This window comes from Pseudaeromonas sp. HNCC25DJ182, assembly GCF_055413365.1.
The window spans coordinates 151,104-169,936 of record NZ_JBVAYG010000003.1 but is presented as its reverse complement, the minus strand read 5'-3'; the positions used below and the strand labels follow the sequence as shown (position 1 = coordinate 169,936).

Annotated in this window: 13 protein-coding genes; 10 read left to right on the top strand and 3 right to left on the bottom strand. The window is 57.9% G+C overall.

Annotated features, from left to right (window positions below; all coding sequences use genetic code 11):
- The first annotated feature begins 27 nt into the window (after nucleotides 1–27).
- Nucleotides 28–885, top strand: coding sequence for a PA4780 family RIO1-like protein kinase (locus ACZYUB_RS04105; protein ID WP_463945790.1), 858 nt, complete (start codon nucleotides 28–30; stop codon nucleotides 883–885).
- 103 nt (nucleotides 886–988) lie between these two features.
- Nucleotides 989–1,987, top strand: coding sequence for a DUF481 domain-containing protein (locus tag ACZYUB_RS04100; RefSeq protein WP_463945789.1), 999 nt, complete (start codon nucleotides 989–991; stop codon nucleotides 1,985–1,987).
- Nucleotides 1,988–2,000: 13 nt separating this feature from the next.
- Here ACZYUB_RS04100 and ACZYUB_RS04095 read toward each other — a convergent pair whose 3' ends face one another.
- Both ACZYUB_RS04095 and rlmF read right to left on the bottom strand, forming a co-directional pair.
- The gene (locus tag ACZYUB_RS04095) at nucleotides 2,001–3,320 is read right to left on the bottom strand and encodes a voltage-gated chloride channel family protein (protein WP_463945787.1); all 1,320 of its coding nucleotides are present in this window, start codon (nucleotides 3,318–3,320) and stop codon (nucleotides 2,001–2,003) included.
- Nucleotides 3,321–3,460: 140 nt separating this feature from the next.
- Nucleotides 3,461–4,480 (bottom strand): 23S rRNA (adenine(1618)-N(6))-methyltransferase RlmF, encoded by a 1,020-nt coding sequence (gene rlmF, locus ACZYUB_RS04090; protein WP_463945786.1) that lies wholly within the window; start codon nucleotides 4,478–4,480, stop codon nucleotides 3,461–3,463.
- Nucleotides 4,481–4,873: 393 nt separating this feature from the next.
- Between rlmF and ACZYUB_RS04085 the strand changes: the two genes are divergently transcribed.
- From ACZYUB_RS04085 to ACZYUB_RS04050, 8 genes are all read left to right on the top strand, one after another.
- Nucleotides 4,874–5,185 (top strand): ArsR/SmtB family transcription factor, encoded by a 312-nt coding sequence (locus ACZYUB_RS04085; RefSeq protein ID WP_460884998.1) that lies wholly within the window; start codon nucleotides 4,874–4,876, stop codon nucleotides 5,183–5,185.
- Between the two features lie 36 nt (nucleotides 5,186–5,221).
- Nucleotides 5,222–7,360 (top strand): bifunctional acyl-ACP--phospholipid O-acyltransferase/long-chain-fatty-acid--ACP ligase, encoded by a 2,139-nt coding sequence (gene aas / locus ACZYUB_RS04080; RefSeq protein ID WP_463945784.1) that lies wholly within the window; start codon nucleotides 5,222–5,224, stop codon nucleotides 7,358–7,360.
- A 16-nt stretch (nucleotides 7,361–7,376) separates the two neighbouring features.
- Complete coding sequence (lplT, locus tag ACZYUB_RS04075) at nucleotides 7,377–8,636, top strand: lysophospholipid transporter LplT (RefSeq protein ID WP_463945782.1); 1,260 nt, start codon at nucleotides 7,377–7,379, stop codon at nucleotides 8,634–8,636.
- A gap of 72 nt (nucleotides 8,637–8,708) precedes the next feature.
- The gene (locus ACZYUB_RS04070; RefSeq protein ID WP_463945780.1) at nucleotides 8,709–9,344 is read left to right on the top strand and encodes a CDP-alcohol phosphatidyltransferase family protein; all 636 of its coding nucleotides are present in this window, start codon (nucleotides 8,709–8,711) and stop codon (nucleotides 9,342–9,344) included.
- Nucleotides 9,345–9,365: 21 nt separating this feature from the next.
- Nucleotides 9,366–10,292: a phosphatidate cytidylyltransferase gene (locus ACZYUB_RS04065; RefSeq protein ID WP_463945779.1), complete on the top strand. Its 927-nt coding sequence runs from the start codon at nucleotides 9,366–9,368 to the stop codon at nucleotides 10,290–10,292.
- A gap of 11 nt (nucleotides 10,293–10,303) precedes the next feature.
- Entirely contained in the window at nucleotides 10,304–11,011 is a 708-nt protein-coding gene (locus ACZYUB_RS04060) for a lysophospholipid acyltransferase family protein (RefSeq protein ID WP_463945777.1), read from the top strand.
- A 95-nt stretch (nucleotides 11,012–11,106) separates the two neighbouring features.
- Nucleotides 11,107–15,552 (top strand): response regulator, encoded by a 4,446-nt coding sequence (locus ACZYUB_RS04055; protein WP_463945775.1) that lies wholly within the window; start codon nucleotides 11,107–11,109, stop codon nucleotides 15,550–15,552.
- Entirely contained in the window at nucleotides 15,549–16,694 is a 1,146-nt protein-coding gene (locus tag ACZYUB_RS04050) for a response regulator (protein ID WP_463945773.1), read from the top strand. Before ACZYUB_RS04055 ends, ACZYUB_RS04050 begins: the two co-directional genes overlap by 4 nt.
- Before the next feature lie 77 nt (nucleotides 16,695–16,771).
- Here ACZYUB_RS04050 and nadE read toward each other — a convergent pair whose 3' ends face one another.
- Complete coding sequence (nadE, locus tag ACZYUB_RS04045) at nucleotides 16,772–18,814, bottom strand: NAD(+) synthase (protein ID WP_463945772.1); 2,043 nt, start codon at nucleotides 18,812–18,814, stop codon at nucleotides 16,772–16,774.
- Nucleotides 18,815–18,833 lie beyond the last annotated feature (19 nt).

Sequence of the window (18,833 nt, the reverse complement as noted above, 5' to 3'; positions counted from 1 at the left end):
CGGGCGCAAATAAGGTACAAGGACGTCATGAAAATTCCAAAACGAATCCAACCTCTGGTTGATGACGGCTTGGTTGATGAAGTCATCCGCCGATTGAAAAGTGGTAAAGAAGCCGACGTCTTTGTGGTGCGTAGCGGTACCGATATTCGCTGCGCCAAAATCTACAAGGAAGCCAGTCAGCGCAGCTTCAAGCAGGCCGTGCAATACCAGGAAGGACGCAAGGTCCGGAATAGCCGCGATGCCCGGGCCATGGAGAAGGGTTCCAAATTCGGACGCAAGCAGCAAGAAGAGAGCTGGCAACATACCGAAGTCGATGCCCTCTATAAGCTGGCCAGTGTCGGAGTCCGGGTGCCAGAGCCGTATGGCTGTTTCGATGGCGTGCTCCTGATGGAGCTCATCACCGATGAAGAAGGCCATGTCGCACCGCGGCTGGCCGATGTCACCATGTCCGACGAGCAAGCGATCGAAGATCACGACATCATGATCCAGTATGTGGTGCGCATGTTATGTGCCGGTCTGGTCCATGGCGATCTCTCCGAGTTTAATGTGCTGGTCGACGAGTTTGGCCCGGTGATCATCGACTTGCCCCAAGTGGTGGATGCCGCTGCTAACAACCACGCCAAGTCCATGCTCGAGCGCGATGTCAATAATATTACCGAGTATTACGGCCAGTTCGCCCCCGAGCTGCTGGGCCGCCGCTACGCCAAGGAGATGTGGGCTCTGTATGAAGATGGCAAGCTGACCCCGGAGAGCAAACTGACCGGCCACTTCGAAGAGAGCACCGAAGCGGTTGACCTGGATTCGATCCTGGATGAAATCAATACCGTGCGCGACGAAGAAGAAGCCCGCCAACTACGCCTGCGCGAAGCTCAGGAGTTCGATTGAGCAAAGCCGTCGCCCATTCTGCAGCGGAGAGTCACGCCACGGCGTTGACTCTCTTTTTTATGACGCAAACATGCCTTTCTTGGCTAGGCCGGAGACTCAACCGGTGAAGCCGCTAGCTCACAGCATTGTTATCGGCCTGTACTGTGCCCTCGCCGCTCCGGTGCAGGCCGATCAGATATGGCTGAAAAATGGCGATCGACTCAGTGGCACAATCGAGCAACTCCAGGATGGCAAGCTACGGCTGGCAACGAAATACGCAGGCACCCTGTCCATTCGCTGGCCGGAGGTGCAACGCATCGAATCCAGCCACCCCCTGCTCATCACCCTGGCGCCGGGTGAGCAGCCGCCTCCGGCCGGAGCCAGCCTGGTCGAATTCAAAGCGCCGCAACAACAACGAGTGTTGCGGCAAGAGCAGATCACCGATATTCGGCAGCCAGCCCATTTCAGCCCAAAGTTCAGTTGGAAGGGTAATCTGGATCTCAGTCTGGATCTGGAGCGGGATCAGGATTCCAGTGACAAGCTACGCCTGAAGACCACAAACGAGTTCTTGCAAGGCTATTGGCGTGACAAGCTGGACGCCGATTGGGAATTGCAAAAAACCAATGGCGAGCGCGACCGCCATAATTACGGGCTGACCAACTCGCTGGATTATTTTTGGAGCACGAGTTGGTTTTGGCGCGGGGACGCCAGTTTCTCTCGCGATTTTCAAAATGATCTCTATCAGGAGCTCAAATATGGCAGTGGGCCTGGCTATCGCTTCTATGACGACAAGAGTGGCCGTTTCGAACTGGGCACCACGCTCGGTCGTCAGGGCTACCGTTACCACAGTCAACCGGATCTGCGCTTTTCCATCCTGACGCTGAATTGGGATTATCGCCGTTTTCTGCTGCAGGATGGTTTACTGGAGCTCTACACCAATGGCGAATACAGCTATCCCTATTTTCAGGAAGTGGACTATGCCATCACGGCCGAAGCAGGCATGCGCATCCGCCTGACCCAACACCTGAGATCGACCTTCTCCACCGAACTCGATGCCTTGCAAAGCACTCAGGAATCGCACAGCGACTGGAAGCATTTCTTCGGTCTCGGTTACAGTTGGTAGCCCCGAGAGCCGGTTATTTCGGCTTGCGTCTTTCCACTATTTGCCGCGCGATCTGGCGTCGTCGCAAATGATCGACATCCACCAGTTTTGTGTTCTCTGGAAGCTGGCCCGTGGTCTTGACGCTCCCCACCCGTTGGGAGCGATAGATACTGGCATAACCGGAACAGAGGTAACTCATGACACAAGCTACTCCGGCATAGACGCCGATCTCGCTACCAAACAATTCTATCGCCATCAGAGTGGACGCCAGCGGGGTATTGGCGGCGCCGGCAAAAACGGCGACAAAGCCAATTCCTGCCAAGAGTGGAAACGGCAACTGCAGCACCGGCGCCAACGCATTGCCCAGGGTGGCGCCGATATAGAACAGCGGTGTGACTTCCCCCCCCTTGAAGCCGCTCGCCAGCGAGGCAATGGTGTAGCCCATTTTGGCGAGAAAATCATAGGGTGGTAACGGCTGGCTGAACGCCTCGAGGATGGTCGGGATCCCCAGGCCGATATAGCGATCGCCGTGGAAAAACCAGGCGACGGCAGCAATGACAGCCCCCCCCAGCAAAGGCCGCAACGGCCCATAGCTGACTCGTCGTTTGAATTGGGCACCAAGCCAGTGAGTCGCCACGGCAAATAGCTTGCCGGTGAGACCAAACAGGGCGCCTGCGATCAGCATGGCTCCCAGACCCCACCCCGTGACCTCGGGGATCTGCGGGATCAGGTAATGGGTATGCTGCACGCCCCACCAGAGCCCGACCTTATCCGCCATAATCGCCGCGATAAAACAGGGCAACAGCGCATCGTAGCGCATGCGGCCTATCGCTAGCACCTCCAGGCCGAAGATGGCGCCCGCCAAGGGCGTACCAAACACCGAAGAAAAACCGGCACTGATCCCCGCCATCAATAGCACCCGTCGATCATCCCGCTGCAACTGGAATAGCCGGGTCACCTGATCGGCTAACGCACCACCCATCTGCACCGCAGTTCCTTCCCGGCCGACCGAGGCGCCAAACAGATGGGAAATAACGGTCGCCCCCAGCACCAGAGGGGCCATGCGCAAGGGAATGGTATTTTTCGGATCGTGAATTTCATCAATCAGCAGATTATTCCCCGCCTCTACCTGCTGCCCCACTTTCAGATAGACCCAACCCACCGCAAAACCGGCCAACGGCAACAAGGCCAGCAACCAGCGGTTGGCGATCCGGGTCTGCGTGGCCCATTCCAGCGCAAACAGAAACAGCGCGGAAGCGGTACCTGCCAACAGGGCGACTAGGCTGGCCAGCAGCAGCCATTTCCCCAGATAGGGCAACAGAGCAAATGGCGGTGGCGCGAATCTGAATTTCATAACAATCCCTTGGCATGGTAGAGAAGACACATTGGAGCATTGCAGGAGCTGATGTTCTGGATGGATGCTCTCATGGCAGATGGTGTCAATCTTACCCTGCCAGAGCAATGCATCACCAGTCACCGGCAACAGAAGCTCTCTCACCCCCAGCGGAAACGACTCCAGGCCTGTTGTTGGGCCAGCGGTTGAAAGGTCCAGGCCACCAGGCGACTGGTTTTTTGCCCTTGCGCCATCTCGATCACCCGCACCTCGACCGCCCTGGCGGCCTGTAACGCCTTGCGGATGGGCGTCACATTCTCGCCCTTGGAGACCAACGTCGAGAACCAGAACACTTGACCGGCAAACCGCTGGCTGTCGCGGATCATGCGCAGGATAAATTGCAGCTCACCACCCTCGCACCACAACTCGTTCTGCCGGCCGCCAAAATTCAGGGTCGCCTGATCTAGATTCGCCCTTTGTTCAGTGCGGGTCTTCTGGCTATTGAGGTTTCGCACCTTGCGCAAACTACCGGCCGCCGCCTCCTGGGCCGATGCATGAAACGGCGGATTGCACAGCGTCAGATCGAAGATATCGTCGGCCTGGATGATGTTACCGAAGATCTGGCTGACATCCGGCTGCCGTCGACACACCAGCGCCTGCGCCAGTGAGGGATTGGCCGCCTGGATACGCGCCACCGAGGCCAGGGAACCGGCATCGACATCGCTGCCGACAAAGGACCAGCCATAAGTGTGATGTCCAATGAGCGGATAGATGGCATTGGCGCCCACCCCGATATCCAGCACGCGGATCTGCTCGCCTGTGGGTACCTTGCCCTTATGACAACTGGCCAGCAGATCGGCCAGATGATGGATATGATCCGCCCGCCCCGGTATGGGAGGACACAGGTAACCCTCGGGGATATCCCAGCCCTGAATGCCATAGTCAGCCGCCAGGAGCGCCCGGTTCAGGGCCTTGACCGCCAATGGATCAGCAAAATCGATAGTCTGTTGCTGGCTCTGGGCCTGGATGCGCACAAACGGCTGCAGCTCCGGAGACGCGGCTTGCAAGCGGCCAAAGTCATAGCGCCCCTGATGGGGATTGCGCGGGTGCAGGCTGGCTTTGACGGACGCAGCAGACGGCGCCGAGCGGGATGCGCCATGGGGCTTGGAGGGTTTCGACATAACAGACTCGAAGGTAGAAACAGATCAGCGGCGATCTTGGCGATTGGCGGGCGCAAGTGCAAGCAAAAGCCGGTGTTACCGCATAACCCGCTCGGAAATACACCTACTCTGTAGACCCTAATGCTTGTCAGTTCAGAGGTTCAGGAGAGACAACCTCTCTCGCCAACTCGCCGTAAACCCTTCCATGGGGGCTCGATGGCGGCATCCCTGCCGCCAACGGTTGGCTCAACAGGCTATCTCTCCTTCGCTAACGCAACTGGCATTACTCTATTGGCCCAGACATCTTTTGCTGATGTATTGAGCATAATTTGCACCGCTTCACAGAATCAGGACTTTACAAAATTGAACACCCACTTATTATGTCGACATGTTTAATTAATTCGAAATGAGTCCATGCATCACGACTACTCACGCGCCATTCCCGAGACTTGGCAGCAGATTGCCAAGGTGTTCAATGCCCTGGGGGATGAACATCGCCAGCGACTGCTCTTGACCTTCGAGCCGGGTGAACGGCTGACCGCCGGTCAACTGGCCGAAGTCTCCACCCTCTCGCGCCCGACGGTCTCCCATCATCTGAAGATCCTGCGTGAAGCCGGGGTTCTGCAACATGAGCGCCAGGGCAAAACCATCTACTTCTGGATCGACAAACCCTATTTGAATGACTCCCTGCAGGCGGTACTCACCTACCTGCAGGATGAGGCCTGAGCCCTGTAACAAACCCGAACGAGGAAGGGAATCCCGATGCGAATCCTGATTAAGTTGTTATTGCGCGTATTATTTACCCTGCTGTTTCGCGTGCGAGTCCGCGGCGACTGGCAGGCACTGAAGCAGGAACGTGTATTGGTAGTGGCCAATCATGAGTCGTTCCTGGATGGCATGCTGCTGGGGATCTTCATGCCCGGCAATCCGGTGTTTGTGGTGCATACCTGGGTTGCCGAGTACTGGCTGTTCAAGCCACTGCTGGCACTGGTTGATTATCTGCCGGTCGATCCGACAAGCCCCATGGGTATGAAACAGGTCGTTCGTCTCATCGAACAGGGCCGTCCTGTGGTCATATTTCCCGAAGGCCGCCTGACGGTCACCGGCTCGCTGATGAAGATCTATAACGGCCCAGCCTTTATTGCGGCCAAGACTGGCGCCACTGTGCTTCCGGTGCATCTGGATGGCCCGGCGCGTACCTATTTCAGCCGCATGGGCGGTCACTATCCGCGTCGCTGGTTACCCAAGATGCGCATCACCATCATGCCGACTGAAACCATCGCCATGCCGCAAGCCAGCAGCAGCCACGAACGTCGCGCCAAGGCTGGAGAAGCACTGCGCCGCATCATGCAACATATGCTGTTTGCCTCCCGCCCCCGCGGCACCCTGTATGAGGCGCTGCTCGGTGCCATCTCGCTGTATGGCCGCCGTTATCTGCTGCTCGAAGATATGCGTCAGGTGGAACAAAGCTATGGCGATCTGCTGAAGATGACGCTAGCGCTGGGCCGCATGACCACCCGGCTGGCGGCACCCGGTGAGCGCATCGGGCTGCTGCTGCCCAATCTGGCTGCCACCCTGGGATTGATGATCGGTAGCGGTGCCTTCGGTCGGGTACCCGCCATGCTGAACTACACCGCCGGTCGGCAGGGGATCGAATCTGCCTGCCGGGTTGCCGGGATCCAGACGCTGATCAGCTCCCGCGCCTTTATCGAGACTGCTCGGCTGCAGGAGGTGATCGCGGCACTGCCGGAGAGTCTGAAGGTGCTCTATCTGGAAGACTTGCGCGCCGCCTTTACCTGGCAGGACAAGCTGTGGGTGCTGGCGGCACTGTGCCTGCCCCGTCTGCTGGTTCCAACCCAGCGCAGCGAGGCCGAAGCCGTTACCCTCTTTACCTCAGGCTCTGAAGGGGTGCCTAAGGGTGTGGTGTTGACCCACCGCAACCTGTTGGCCAATCTGGCACAGATCCAGTCGGTCATCGACTTCTCGGTGGATGACAAGTTTATGAATGCACTGCCGATCTTCCATGCTTTTGGCCTGACGGCCGGCACCTTGCTGCCGGTGGTCACCGGGACCAAGCTGTTCCTCTACCCATCGCCCCTGCACTACAAGGTGATCCCCGAGGTGGTCTATGATCGCAACTGCTCGGTGCTGTTCGGCACCAGTACCTTCCTTGGCAACTATGCCAAACACGCCCACCCTTATGACTTCTTCCGTATGCGCTACGTGATTGCCGGAGCAGAGAAGCTGGCGCAACCGGTGCGCGAGCTGTGGTTTGAAAAATTCGGCATCCGCATCCTCGAAGGCTACGGCGCTACCGAAACGGCCCCGGTGCTAGCGGTCAATACCCCCATGGCCTATCGCACCGGCACGGTCGGCCAGTTCCTGCCCGGTATCGAATGGCGTCTAGTCCCGGTTCCGGGCATCGAGCAGGGCGGCATCCTGCACGTCAAGGGTCCCAATCTGATGGCTGGTTACTTGCGGGACAGCAATCCTGGCGTACTGGAGGCGACGGCCTCGGAGCTGGGAACCGGTTGGTACAACACCGGCGATATTGTCGCCGTGGATGAGCAAGGTTTTGTCACCATCGCCGGTCGCCTCAAACGCTTTGCCAAGATTGCCGGCGAGATGGTCTCGCTGGAGGTGGTGGAAAAACTGGCGGCCCTGGTCAGCCCGGAACAACAGCATGCCGCCAGCGTACGCCCCGATGAGAGCAAGGGTGAAGCGCTGGTCCTGTTCACCACGGATCCGGCACTCAACGCCGAACAACTCAGCCAAGTGGCTCGTGAACAGGGAGCCCAGACCCTGGCCGTGCCACGGGATATCCGCCGGATCGACGCCCTGCCGTTGCTCGGCACCGGTAAAATTGACTATGTCAGCCTCAAGACCCTGGCTACGGCCTGATCAAGGAGCGATCACCATGCATCATACTTCAACCCCAATTGCGGCCAGCAAGCCGCTCTTTTCCCGTGGCATGAGTGCTGTACTGATTGCCCAGTTCCTATCAGCCTTTGCGGACAATGCCATCCTGGTCGGTGCCATCAAGCTGGTGCTGCTGTTATCTGCAGAAAAAGGGATGGATGCCCTGTTGCAGGGCAGCTTCGTCATGCCCTACATACTGCTGGCCCCCTTTGTCGGCTTGCTGGCCGATGCCTTGCCCAAGGGACGCGTGATGTGGCTCGCCAACAGCATCAAACTGGTCTCCGGCATCGTCATGCTGACCATAGCGTTGCAGGGCGATCAAGCCACCATCCTCTGGGTGATCATCGCCTATGTGCTGACCGGGATCGGGGCGGCGGTCTACTCGCCCGCCAAGTACGGCATCCTGACCCAGCTTTGCGGTACCGAGCAGCTGGTTAAGGCCAACGGCCTGATGGAAGGCTCGACCATAGTTGCCATTTTGCTGGGCTTTGTCTGCGGGGGCTGGTTGGCTGATAGCTCCTTGGTGCTGTTGCTGGCGGTCGTGACCGGCTGCTACGCGCTGGCGGTGCTGCTGTCACTGCTGATCCCGCGACTGCCGATCGTGCACGCGCTGGAGCAGGCGTCGGTGACTGTGATGGTGCGGGATTTTGCCGGTGCTGTGGTCACCTTGTTGCGGGATCGTCAAGCCCGCACCTCGCTGCTGGGTACCAGCCTGTTCTGGGGCTCGGGTTCGACCCTGCGTCTGGTGCTGTTTGCCTGGGTTCCCTTTGCACTGGGACTCGCGGACACCAGCTCGGCCACTAATCTGGGCGGCGTAGTCTCCATCGGTATCATCATCGGCGCCGGTCTGGCCGGGGCCTTCATCCGCCTGGAGCATGCCCCCCGCGCCCTGTGGGCCGGTTTGCTGATTGGCGCTCCCCTGCTGTTTATGGGCCTGGCCACCGAGTTGTGGCATGCCGGTGCCTTGCTCATCGGTCTTGGCGCCGCCGCCGGTTGCTTCGTGGTTCCGCTCAATGCCCTGCTGCAATCCCGCGGCCAGGCCAGCGTCGGCGCCGGACACGCCATTGCGGTGCAAAACTTCTGTGAAAACTTGCTGATTGCGGCATTTGTCGGTCTGCACTATCTGGCCAGCCAGTGGTTCGATCCGGCGCAGGAGGTCTTCGCCTTCGGCGTGCTACTCATCGCCATCATGGGTCTGCTGTTTATCAGCTATCGCCTGAGTGGTCGCAAAGTGGCACTAGCCGTCGAAACGGCGTAAGCCGCTGCACGATGACAGGGGCGGATCGGTTCGATGACCCGACCCGCCCATTACCACCCACAAGGAGCTGTTATGCCGAGCGTTTATCAACTCAAGCCGCGCTTTCTGGCGCTGCTCGCCCCTCTTACCGCCCGACTGGCTCACCGGGGTGTTACCGCCAATCAGGTCACGACGTTGGCCTGTCTACTCTCCATAGGGTATGGCGCAGCCCTGAGCCTGCTGCAATGGCAGCAGCTGGATGCCGCGCGCTGGCTGTGGTTGGGATTGCCGCTGTTTTTGTTTATTCGCATGGCGCTCAATGCCATCGATGGTCAACTGGCACGGGACTATGGCCAGAAGAGTCGCCTCGGCGGACTGCTCAACGAGATGGGTGATGTCCTAGCCGATGGCGCACTTTTCGTACCCTTGGCACTGGTGCCGGAGATCTGGGCTCCGCTCATTGCCCTTTTTATCTGGCTGGCATTGCTGACCGAATATGCCGGAGTAGCCGGGCTACTGATTGGCGGTGGCCGTCGCTATGAGGGTCCCATGGGTAAGAGTGATCGCGCCACCCTGATCGGCGCCTGTGGACTGGCCCTGGGCACGGCTCTGCTCGGCGATGCCTTCACGTCCCTCATCAACATACTGCTGCTTCTGGCCTGTGGCCTGATGATATGGACCTGTTACAATCGGCTGCGAATGGCACTACTCCATCCGCAGAGTCATTAAGACGACAAGGAGACCGCACTTATGGATCCGCTCTATTACGGCATTGCTTTGGTGGTCAGCGTACTGGCCACCGGTTATCTCATCACCCGCTGGCGGGTTCCGGCCAGCCATCCGGCACGGGGCGAGATCCTGCTGCGCATTCGCACCTGGTGCTGGATTATCGCCTTCTTTGTGCCCATTCTGGTGACGCCGCAACCGCTGCCCAGCGTACTGCTGGCCATCGTCAGCTTTATGGCGTTCAAGGAGTTCATTACCCTGACGCCGAACCGGCAGCAGGATCGCTGGGCCTTCCTCTGGGCCTACGTCGCCATACCGCTGCAATATTTCTGGGTCGTCCAGGCCTGGTACGGCATGTTCATCATCTTCATTCCGGTTTATCTGTTCCTGCTGCTGCCGACTCGCCTGGTGCTCTCCGGGCATCCCAAGGGTTTTCTCAATTCCACCTCCACCCTGCATTGGGGGCTGATGACCACGGTCTTCTCCTTGAGTCATATGGCCTACTTGCTGGTACTACCGGACTATATCGAAGGGGATCGCATAATCACTGGCGCTAGCCTGCTGTTCTTATTGGTATTTTTGACCCAGATGAACGATGTGGCGCAATTTGTCTGGGGCAAGACCCTCGGCCAACGCAAGATTTTGCCCCTGGTCAGTCCGAACAAGACCTGGGAGGGTTTCTTGGGCGGTGCCGTCACCACCCTGCTGGTCAGTTTGCTGCTCACCCCGCTGTTTACACCGCTCGATCTGCCACGAGCGGCACTGGTCGGTCTGGAGATTGGCATCTTCGGCTTCATTGGTGACGTGGTGATGTCGGCGGTGAAACGGGATATCGGGGTCAAGGATACCGGCACCTTGTTACCCGGCCATGGCGGTATTCTGGATCGGTTGGACTCGCTGACCTTTACCGCGCCCCTCTACTTCCACACCCTGTACTACTTCTACTACTGAGGAGGAGCGGCATGTACGCCTTGTGTCGCTGGTTGTTTGTGACCCTGCTGGCTTGGCCCGTGGTGCTGCTGTGGCTGGGATTGACGGTTCGCCATCGCCAACGTCTGCCTCGTCAGGGGCCAGCCATTCTCATCGCCAATCACAACAGCCATCTGGATTTGCTAGTACTGCTTACCCTGCTGCCGCTGTCGCGCATTCCGCAGGTGCGTCCCGTGGCGGCGGCCGATTATTTCTTTCGTAATCGCGTCTTGCGCTTTATCGCGGTCTGGTTTTTGGGCCTGATCCCCGTGGTTCGTAGCAAGATGCCCCGTCATGACCAACCAGAGTCCTCAAGCCCCGGCGAGACACCCGGAGCGAGCGCCGATCCCTTAGCTGGCTGTCGGCAGGCTCTGGCCAAGGGGGAAATTATCATCCTGTTCCCGGAGGGCACCCGGGGTGAGCCGGAAGTGCTCTCTCGCCTCAAACCCGGGCTCTGGCATCTACTCAAGAACCAGCCGGAGATCCCGGTGATCCCCATCTATCTGCAAGGGTTGGGCAAATCCATGCCCAAGGGCGAGTGGATCCCGATCCCGTTTTTTGTCGATGCCTACGTCGGACGACCGTTACCCTATGACAACGACAAGGCGCTTTATCTGCAAACCTTGGAGCATTGCTTTGCCGTGCTCGCCACTAAAGGGGCTACCCGTTCGCGACGCACCGCACCAACGGACCTGCCGTAAGATCAGCCAACAACAGATTTTGTCGACGCCAGCTGTCAGACTCAGTAAGACCTGATAGATTCATTCTATCCACCTTTGCCCGTAAAGGTCTGCCCATGGCTCTGTTCCGCTCCCACTCCTCATTCCTGCATATGATGCTGACACGCGCCTTCGGCATAGTGCTCAGTGCCCTGCTGCTGTTCGGTTTCGGCATCTACATTCTGCTGATACAGCCCACCATGGAGCGAGTCGCCGATGCCCAGATGAACCAGGCATCATCCGAAATGGAGGCGAGCATACAGCAGTTGGCTCGCGGCACAGAAACCATCTTGTATACGATCCGGGGAGTACTCGAACACAATGTCCTCTTCGCCGGACAAGATGGTGTAAACGACGTGGCATGGCCCGCTGAACCGCAGCAGATTGCCGAATTCAACAGCTTTTTCCTGCCGTTTATAGATAACAACTCCAGCGTCTCATCGATTCATATCGCTCGACTCGATGGAACAGAGCTGCTGGTGATGCGTGACGATCGCGGTCAACCCTTCAACCGCATTAGCCATCCCGACGGCAATAACAATCAGGTTCAACAATTAACCTGGGATAGCCAACTAAAGCATTCGACCATGAAAGACGTTCAGTCCAGCTATGACGCACGGACCCGTCCCTGGTTCCAGGCTGCCAGCCGCCATACAGAAAAAAATCATATCAACTGGACTCAACCTTATCTGTTCTATACCACCGGCGAGCCCGGAGTGACGATTAGCCAACAATTCCAGACACCCGATGCTCAGCGCTACATCATTGCCCTGGATATCAAACTGCAAGATGTCTCCCACTACACCAGTCAACTGGAAGTCAGTACCCATGGTTTTGCCGTGCTATTCGATGATCAGATGCATCTTCTGTCCCGTCACCAACTGATGCTGGCTGATAACCTAAAAAACGGCTACGGCATCCCCAAGTTGTTTGATTCCATACTGGAATCAGGCCATCCCGCGGTGATGGAAAGCACCCAAGCATGGTATCAAGCCGGTAAAGCCAAACGAGAACTGCGCAGTGAACGCCTCTCGACCGGGAAGAGCTGGTTTAGTCAATTCCGTCCCATGCCACTGGGGAATCAGACTATCTGGATTGGTATCTACGCACCGCGAAAGGATTTCCTGTTCTTGGGCCCCAAAGAGTGGGGGCTGTTTCTGGCCATGTTGCTTTTTTCACTCTCCTTGGCCGCTATCATCGTGGTCCCTGCTGCCCGCCGCATTGCCCATCAACTGCGCGCTCTGGTACTTGAAAGTCGCCGCATCGGTAACATGGATCTTCAAGCACCAATGCGAGTGCAAAGCGGGATCAGTGAACTCAAGGCGCTAGTCAGCGCCCAGGAGCTGATGCGCCGCAACTTGCTGGATGCCACCTCATCCCTCGAGTTGCTCAACAGCAGCCTTGAGGAGAAGGTCCTGGCCCGAACTCGAGAACTCGAGGAGATCACCGAAGCGGCCGAGTGGTCGCGCAGACTGATCACCGAGATTACCGAATCCCTCCCCTGCGCCGTATTCCGCTATGAAACAACAGACTTTCAGGATACCAACTTCAGTTTTATCAGTAGCAAAGCGGAAAAAATCTGGGGGGTCTCCGCTCAGGAGTTGATGCGCAATCCGAATATTCGCTGGGAAAAAATCTATCCCGACGACATGGAAGCGGTGCAGCGGAGCGTGAACACACTGGCACCAGGGGATACTTCGCGCGAGCTGCTGTACCGGGTCCAGGGTCATGATGGAACACTGCGCTGGATCGAAACACGGGCCGAGGTTTCCGAGCTGATCACTGGCGGCTATGTCTGGAATGGTTACTGGCTGGATGTGACCGAGGAGCAGGAAGCCAAACAGGCACTAGCTGATCAACTGGAATTCCAGCAAGTGCTGATGGATACCATTCCTTACCCGCTATTTTTCAAGGACGCGGAGTGCCGTTTTGCCGGTTTCAATAAAGCCTATGGTGAAGTTTTCGGTATCGATACCGAACAGTTGATTGGCAAGCAGGTGCTGGATCTGGAGTATCTGCCCGAGGCTGACCGGATACTCTATCAGCAAGAAGATGAGCGCATCATCCGCGAGGTCGGCACCATCCAGCGGGAAATGCCCATTCCCTTTGCCGATGGCACCATCCACCAGACCCTGTATTGGGTGGCCGGATTTGGCAAGACCAATGGTCAGCCCGGCGGCTTAGTCGGCACCTTCGTGGATATCAATCCGCAAAAACAAGCCGAAGCCGAATTGGCCTATGCCAAGGAGCTGGCCGAAGAGGCGGCGCGGATGAAATCCGACTTTTTGGCCAACATGAGCCACGAGATCCGCACCCCGCTCAATGCAATTCTGGGGCTGACCCACCTGCTGCAGAAATCGGATCTGGACAAGCGTCAGCATAACTTTGTCGACAAGATCCATCGCTCGGGACGTCATCTGCTCGGGGTGATCAACGATATTCTGGATTTTTCCAAGATTGAAGCCGGCAAGTTGGCACTCAACCCTCAACCGTTTGCCTTGGACGATTTGTTGAATGATTTGATCGATCTGACCGCCGAAAAAGCCCACCAAAAAGGGTTGGAATTCATCATCGACATAGCGCCGGATGTTCCCTATGAACTGGTCGGTGATGAGCTACGCCTCGGCCAGATCCTGATCAACTACATGAGCAATGCCGTTAAGTTCACCGAACAGGGCGATATCCGACTCGAAATCCGCCTAGAAGAAACTCGCACCGATGGCTTGCTGCTCTATTTTGCCGTGCACGATACCGGCATCGGCTTAAGCGCCGAGCAAATGGGCCGATTGTTTAACAGCTTCCAGCAAGCCGACGCCTCGACCACGCGAAAATATGGCGGTACTGGCCTCGGCCTGGCCATTTCCCGAACGCTGGCAGAAATGATGCAGGGCGAAGTCGGTGTCGACAGCCATCTGGGGAGCGGCAGCACCTTCTGGTTTACCGCCTTGCTGCAACCGGCCACCGCCGAGCAGCTCTCAAACAACCGGCAACCGAGTCTCGACTTGCGCGGCACCTGTGCCCTGGTGGTCGATGACAACCCCAAAACGGCCGAGGCGATCGCCCATATGCTGACCGCCATGCGTTTTGTCGTTACCATCGCCACCGATGGTACGGCCGCGCTGGAACTAATCCGCCAGAGCATGTCCTCGGCACCGATCGAGCTGGTATTTGTCGATGACGGCATGCCGCAAATGAGTGGTCAGCAAATGGCCCAGCAACTGGCCGACATGGCCCTGGCGATACCCCCCGCCGTGGTGGTGTTGCACAGCGGTGAATACGCGGCTCGACTCGATGAGCACAGTAGCAGCACCATCTCGGCCCATCTGGCCAAACCGGTCACGCCGTCGCTACTGTTCGACACCGCCATGCGCTTGCGAGCCGGAGCTGAGGGCTTCGCCTCTGGACGCGCCACCGATGCATCCAAGCGCGCCGGTTTCTCACCCGAAAAAGGCAATCCTGGCCGACATAACGCCACTGAAATCGAAGAGATGCTGAGCACGCGACAAGGTGCTCGTCTGCTGCTGGTTGAAGACAATGAACTCAACCAGGAAGTAGCCTGCGAATTGCTCACCGGAGCCGGTTTCCAGGTCGAGATAGCGGCCAATGGCCAGGAAGCGCTGGATCATCTGCAGCAAAGTACCTTCGATCTGGTACTGATGGATATGCAGATGCCCGTCATGGATGGGGTGACGGCGACTCGAGCCATACGCCAAAACCCGCAGTGGGCTCAACTGCCGGTGGTCGCGATGACGGCCAATGCCATGGAGCAGGACCGGCAACAGTGTCTGGCCGCGGGTATGAACGACTTTGTCAGCAAACCCATCGAACCCGATCAACTCTGGCAAGCGTTGCTACGCTGGATACCGCCATGGCAGAGCACTGTGGTCAACCGGGAACTCTCATCCTGCAATGTCTCGTTACTCGATACCTCAGGGACCGCAATACCGCTGCCGACGCTCGAGGGGTTGGATACCGAGCTAGGCCTGCGGCGGGTGATGGGTAATCAGCAGCTCTATCGCAATCTGCTACGCAAGTTCGCCCGTAGTCAGCAGGATGCAGTAAGCCAGATCCGCCACGCGCTGCAGGCCCATGATCACGCCCTGGCCGAGCGGTTGGCCCATACCCTCAAGGGTGTCGCCGGCAACATAGGGGCTAGCGCCTTGCAAGCACAGGCGGCGGCACTGGAGCAAGCTATCCGTGAACAGATTGACACTCGTCACTCATTAGATGATCTGGAGCCAGCGTTGGTCCATTTGTGCCATCAGCTGGCGGAGGCCCTGGAGACTGAGCCTGCCGAGCGGCCCCCACATGACGATACCGGCACCGATATCCGTCCAGTTCTCGAGCGATTAGCACAACTATTGGGTGAGGACGACTCCGAAGCCCTCGACGTGCTGGATGAGCATCACTCCCAGCTGCAACAAAGCTCCTCCGAACGACTACAGCAGTTAGATGAGGCGATCCGTAATTTCGAATTTGAACAAGCCCTGGAAATAGTCACCGACTGGAAGAAGGATGCATGACCATGATGACGGATGAGGCGCTGCCACTGGAAAAACCGACAATTCTGGTCGTGGACGACACTCCAGAAAACCTGAGCATGATGAGTTTTTTGCTCAAGGATCTCTACAAGGTCAAAGTGGCCAACCAGGGGCAAAAAGCCCTGCGCATCGCCGCCAGTGAACCGAGGCCGGACTTAATCCTGCTGGATATCATGATGCCAGAGATGGATGGCTATGAGGTCTGTCGCCAATTGCAACAGGATCCGCAGACCCGGAACATTCCTATCATCTTCCTGACCGCCAAGGCCAGTATCGAGGATGAGGAATTCGGTCTGGAACTGGGCGCCGTCGACTACATCACCAAACCCATCAGTCCCCCGGTGGTCATGGCCCGCGTGAAGACGCACCTGAGCCTGAAAGCCAGTGCCGACTTTCTACGCAGCAAGAGTGACTATCTGGAGTTGGAAGTCGGCAAGCGAACCCGGGAAATATCAGCCATTCAGGATGTCACCATACTGGCCATGGCCTCACTGGCCGAGACCCGAGACAACGAGACCGGCAACCATATCCGCCGCACTCAGCACTACGTGAAAGCCTTGGCCGAGGCGCTACGGCAGCACCCTCATTTTGCCGCCCGACTCGATGATCACACCATCGCCATGCTGTTCAAGTCGGCCCCGCTTCATGACATCGGCAAGGTCGGCATTCCAGATCGGATCCTGCTCAAACCCGGTCGTTATGAGCCCGAAGAGTTTGCCGTCATGAAACGTCACCCGATGCTGGGCTTGCAAGCCATCGAACACGCCGAACAATCCCTCGGTATGTCGGTCGAGTTTTTGCAGATGGCCAAGGAGATTGCGTATGGCCACCACGAAAAATGGGATGGCTCCGGCTATCCCCAAGGGTTAGTTGGCGAAGCTATCCCGCTGTCGGCACGCTTGATGGCCTTGGCCGATGTCTATGATGCGCTCATCAGCCGTCGGGTGTACAAAGAAGGGATGCCCCATGCCAAAGCCGCCGAAATCATCGCTCAGGGACGTGGCAGCCATTTCGATCCCGATGTGGTTGATGCCTTTTTCCAGATCGAACAAACCTTTATCGACATTGCCCAACGCTATATCGATACGGATCAGGAGCTGCAGGCCAAGACGGAACAATCCTGAGAGCAACCAACTACCGTCATCTCCGCCCCGAAACAATAACAGCCCCTCGCGGGGCTGTTTTATTGACAGATTTGGGGTTACAAGCTAGCCGCAAAGGCATCCATCTGGGCTAACTCGCGCGTGAGCTGGCTGGAGAGCACCGGGAAACGGCGATAGGTCTTGGGATCGGCACTATCCGCCTCGATATGGAAGCTGACGGCGATACGCTCGCGCTTCCACTGATTGCGGCAATAGAGACCATAATAACGGCGGATCCAGGCCACCAACTGGCTGATCTCGTACTGGGCAGCAAACTCACCCCGCAGCAACTGCTGCAGCACCCCCTTCGGCGTCAGGTGCTGAGTCTGGCTCAGACGCCGGATGGCATCCAGTACCGGAAATGGCATCAGATCCGCTTCATCCGTCTGCTCGACAGGCCGCAACTCGGCCGTTGGCGCCTGATGGACAATTGCCTGCATCGCCGGCAACGCCAGGCGTTTGATCCCAAGCTCTGCACTATCTTGCAGGGGGATCCCCTGCTCCAGAATATAACGGTTGATCTGCAACACTCTGGATTTGCTGATACCACCAATAGGCGACAGAACGCCGGACGTATCGCCATCCATGGTGCAGTAACCGACGCTAGCCTCGGAAAGATTCGAGGTGGCGATCAGCAACTTGTTACCCCGATTGGCCAGCAACCAGATCCCCGGTGCCCGCACCCGAGCCTGGATATTCTGTAGCGCCAAATCATCGCGCTGCCAATTGAGCGGATCCTCGGGCATCAGGCTGTTAGCCAACCCCAGATAACCACTCACCAGTTCGGCAATCGACCAGGCATGGTGGGTGGCGCCCAGTTCGGCAGCCAAACCGGCCGCCGCGTTATAGGTGACCGAACCACTGTATTCAGAGCCTTGATAGAGGGTGGTCAATACCAGCGGCATCACCTGTTCACGCAACCAGCAGAGGGGATCTTGGTCACCACGCGCCGCCGGTTTTAGCCGCCCTTTGGCTAGTTCAGTCCGATAGGCCTCTTCACCCAAGGTTGCATAGGCCTGTACTTGCGCCATGTAGACCAGTGCCCCGCACAGGGCGGAATCAGCGCCACCGGAGAGGCTCAGGGCATAGCCACCGGTATAGGTCTTGCGCTGCCAGTCCCACAGCCCCAGAGCCACCGCACGGCAAGCTTCGGCGTGCTCATCCTCTGCTGGCAGGCTACAAGCCAATGACAAGGGACGACAAAAGGGTTCGGGAGCCCAGACAAAATCCACCTCGGCAATACCGGTCGCCGAATCCGGCACCAGAGACTGGCTACTGATCAGGCGCTGGGCGCGATTGACCTGCAGGTCGACCGTGGCGCTATAAACCTTGCATGGCGCAAAGCTCAGACGCTCGCCCACCAGCACTAAGTCGCCATTACTGGCAATCATGGCGTCACCATCATAAACAGCGCGCCCAGCCTCGCAGCCCAGCAGGTTGGTATAGGCATAAACAGCACCGTAGGCCCGCGAGCCTTCTCGAACAAACTGACTGCGTTGTTGTTGCTTGCCGAGCGCGAAATGGCTGGCAGAGGGGTTGAGGATCACATCGACGCGACGCTCGAACAGACTACGACCAGGGCGCGAGGCCACCCAGGAGTCTTCGCAGATCTCGAAGCCGATCCGCACACCACTGACATCAAACACCAGATCGCCCACTGGAACCGTCTGGCCTGCCAGGGTCATGGTGCTGACCAGACCAGCGGGCCAGGGTGTGAACCAGCGCGGTTCGTAATGGATACCACTGCGCGCCAGGTGTTGCTTGCACACCACACCATGCAACTTGCCTTGGGACAATAGCGCGACGCCATTAAACACCTGGCCGCCGGCGACGTGCAGCGGAAAACCGACTGCCACCAACAGATGCTCCGGTAAAGATCCGGCCAGCGCCATCAACTCAGCCGGCAAGGACTCCAGCCAGTCGGCGACAAAAAACATGTCTTCGCAGCCATAGCCGCTCAAGGATAGCTCCGGCAGCAACAGTACATCGGCTTGCGCCAGTTGGGCCTGCTGCACCGCCTGGCGGATCAGCGTCAGATTGCCATCCAGATCCAGCGGTGTGGTATTGATACAGGCCGTAGCCAGAGTCAGGGTTTGACGCATGAAACTTCCGCTCCTATCA

Bases quoted from the DNA above. Each gene is read 5' to 3' on its own strand.
- nadE (WP_463945772.1), bottom strand. From the start codon at position 18,814: ATGCGTCAAACCCTGACTCTGGCTACGGCCTGTATCAATACCACACCG.
- aas (WP_463945784.1), top strand. From the start codon at position 5,222: ATGCGAATCCTGATTAAGTTGTTATTGCGCGTATTATTTACCCTGCTG.
- rlmF (WP_463945786.1), bottom strand. From the start codon at position 4,480: ATGTCGAAACCCTCCAAGCCCCATGGCGCATCCCGCTCGGCGCCGTCT.
- ACZYUB_RS04105 (WP_463945790.1), top strand. From the start codon at position 28: ATGAAAATTCCAAAACGAATCCAACCTCTGGTTGATGACGGCTTGGTT.
- ACZYUB_RS04065 (WP_463945779.1), top strand. From the start codon at position 9,366: ATGGATCCGCTCTATTACGGCATTGCTTTGGTGGTCAGCGTACTGGCC.
- ACZYUB_RS04070 (WP_463945780.1), top strand. From the start codon at position 8,709: ATGCCGAGCGTTTATCAACTCAAGCCGCGCTTTCTGGCGCTGCTCGCC.
- lplT (WP_463945782.1), top strand. From the start codon at position 7,377: ATGCATCATACTTCAACCCCAATTGCGGCCAGCAAGCCGCTCTTTTCC.
- ACZYUB_RS04095 (WP_463945787.1), bottom strand. From the start codon at position 3,320: ATGAAATTCAGATTCGCGCCACCGCCATTTGCTCTGTTGCCCTATCTG.
- ACZYUB_RS04055 (WP_463945775.1), top strand. From the start codon at position 11,107: ATGGCTCTGTTCCGCTCCCACTCCTCATTCCTGCATATGATGCTGACA.
- ACZYUB_RS04060 (WP_463945777.1), top strand. From the start codon at position 10,304: ATGTACGCCTTGTGTCGCTGGTTGTTTGTGACCCTGCTGGCTTGGCCC.
- ACZYUB_RS04085 (WP_460884998.1), top strand. From the start codon at position 4,874: ATGCATCACGACTACTCACGCGCCATTCCCGAGACTTGGCAGCAGATT.
- ACZYUB_RS04050 (WP_463945773.1), top strand. From the start codon at position 15,549: ATGACCATGATGACGGATGAGGCGCTGCCACTGGAAAAACCGACAATT.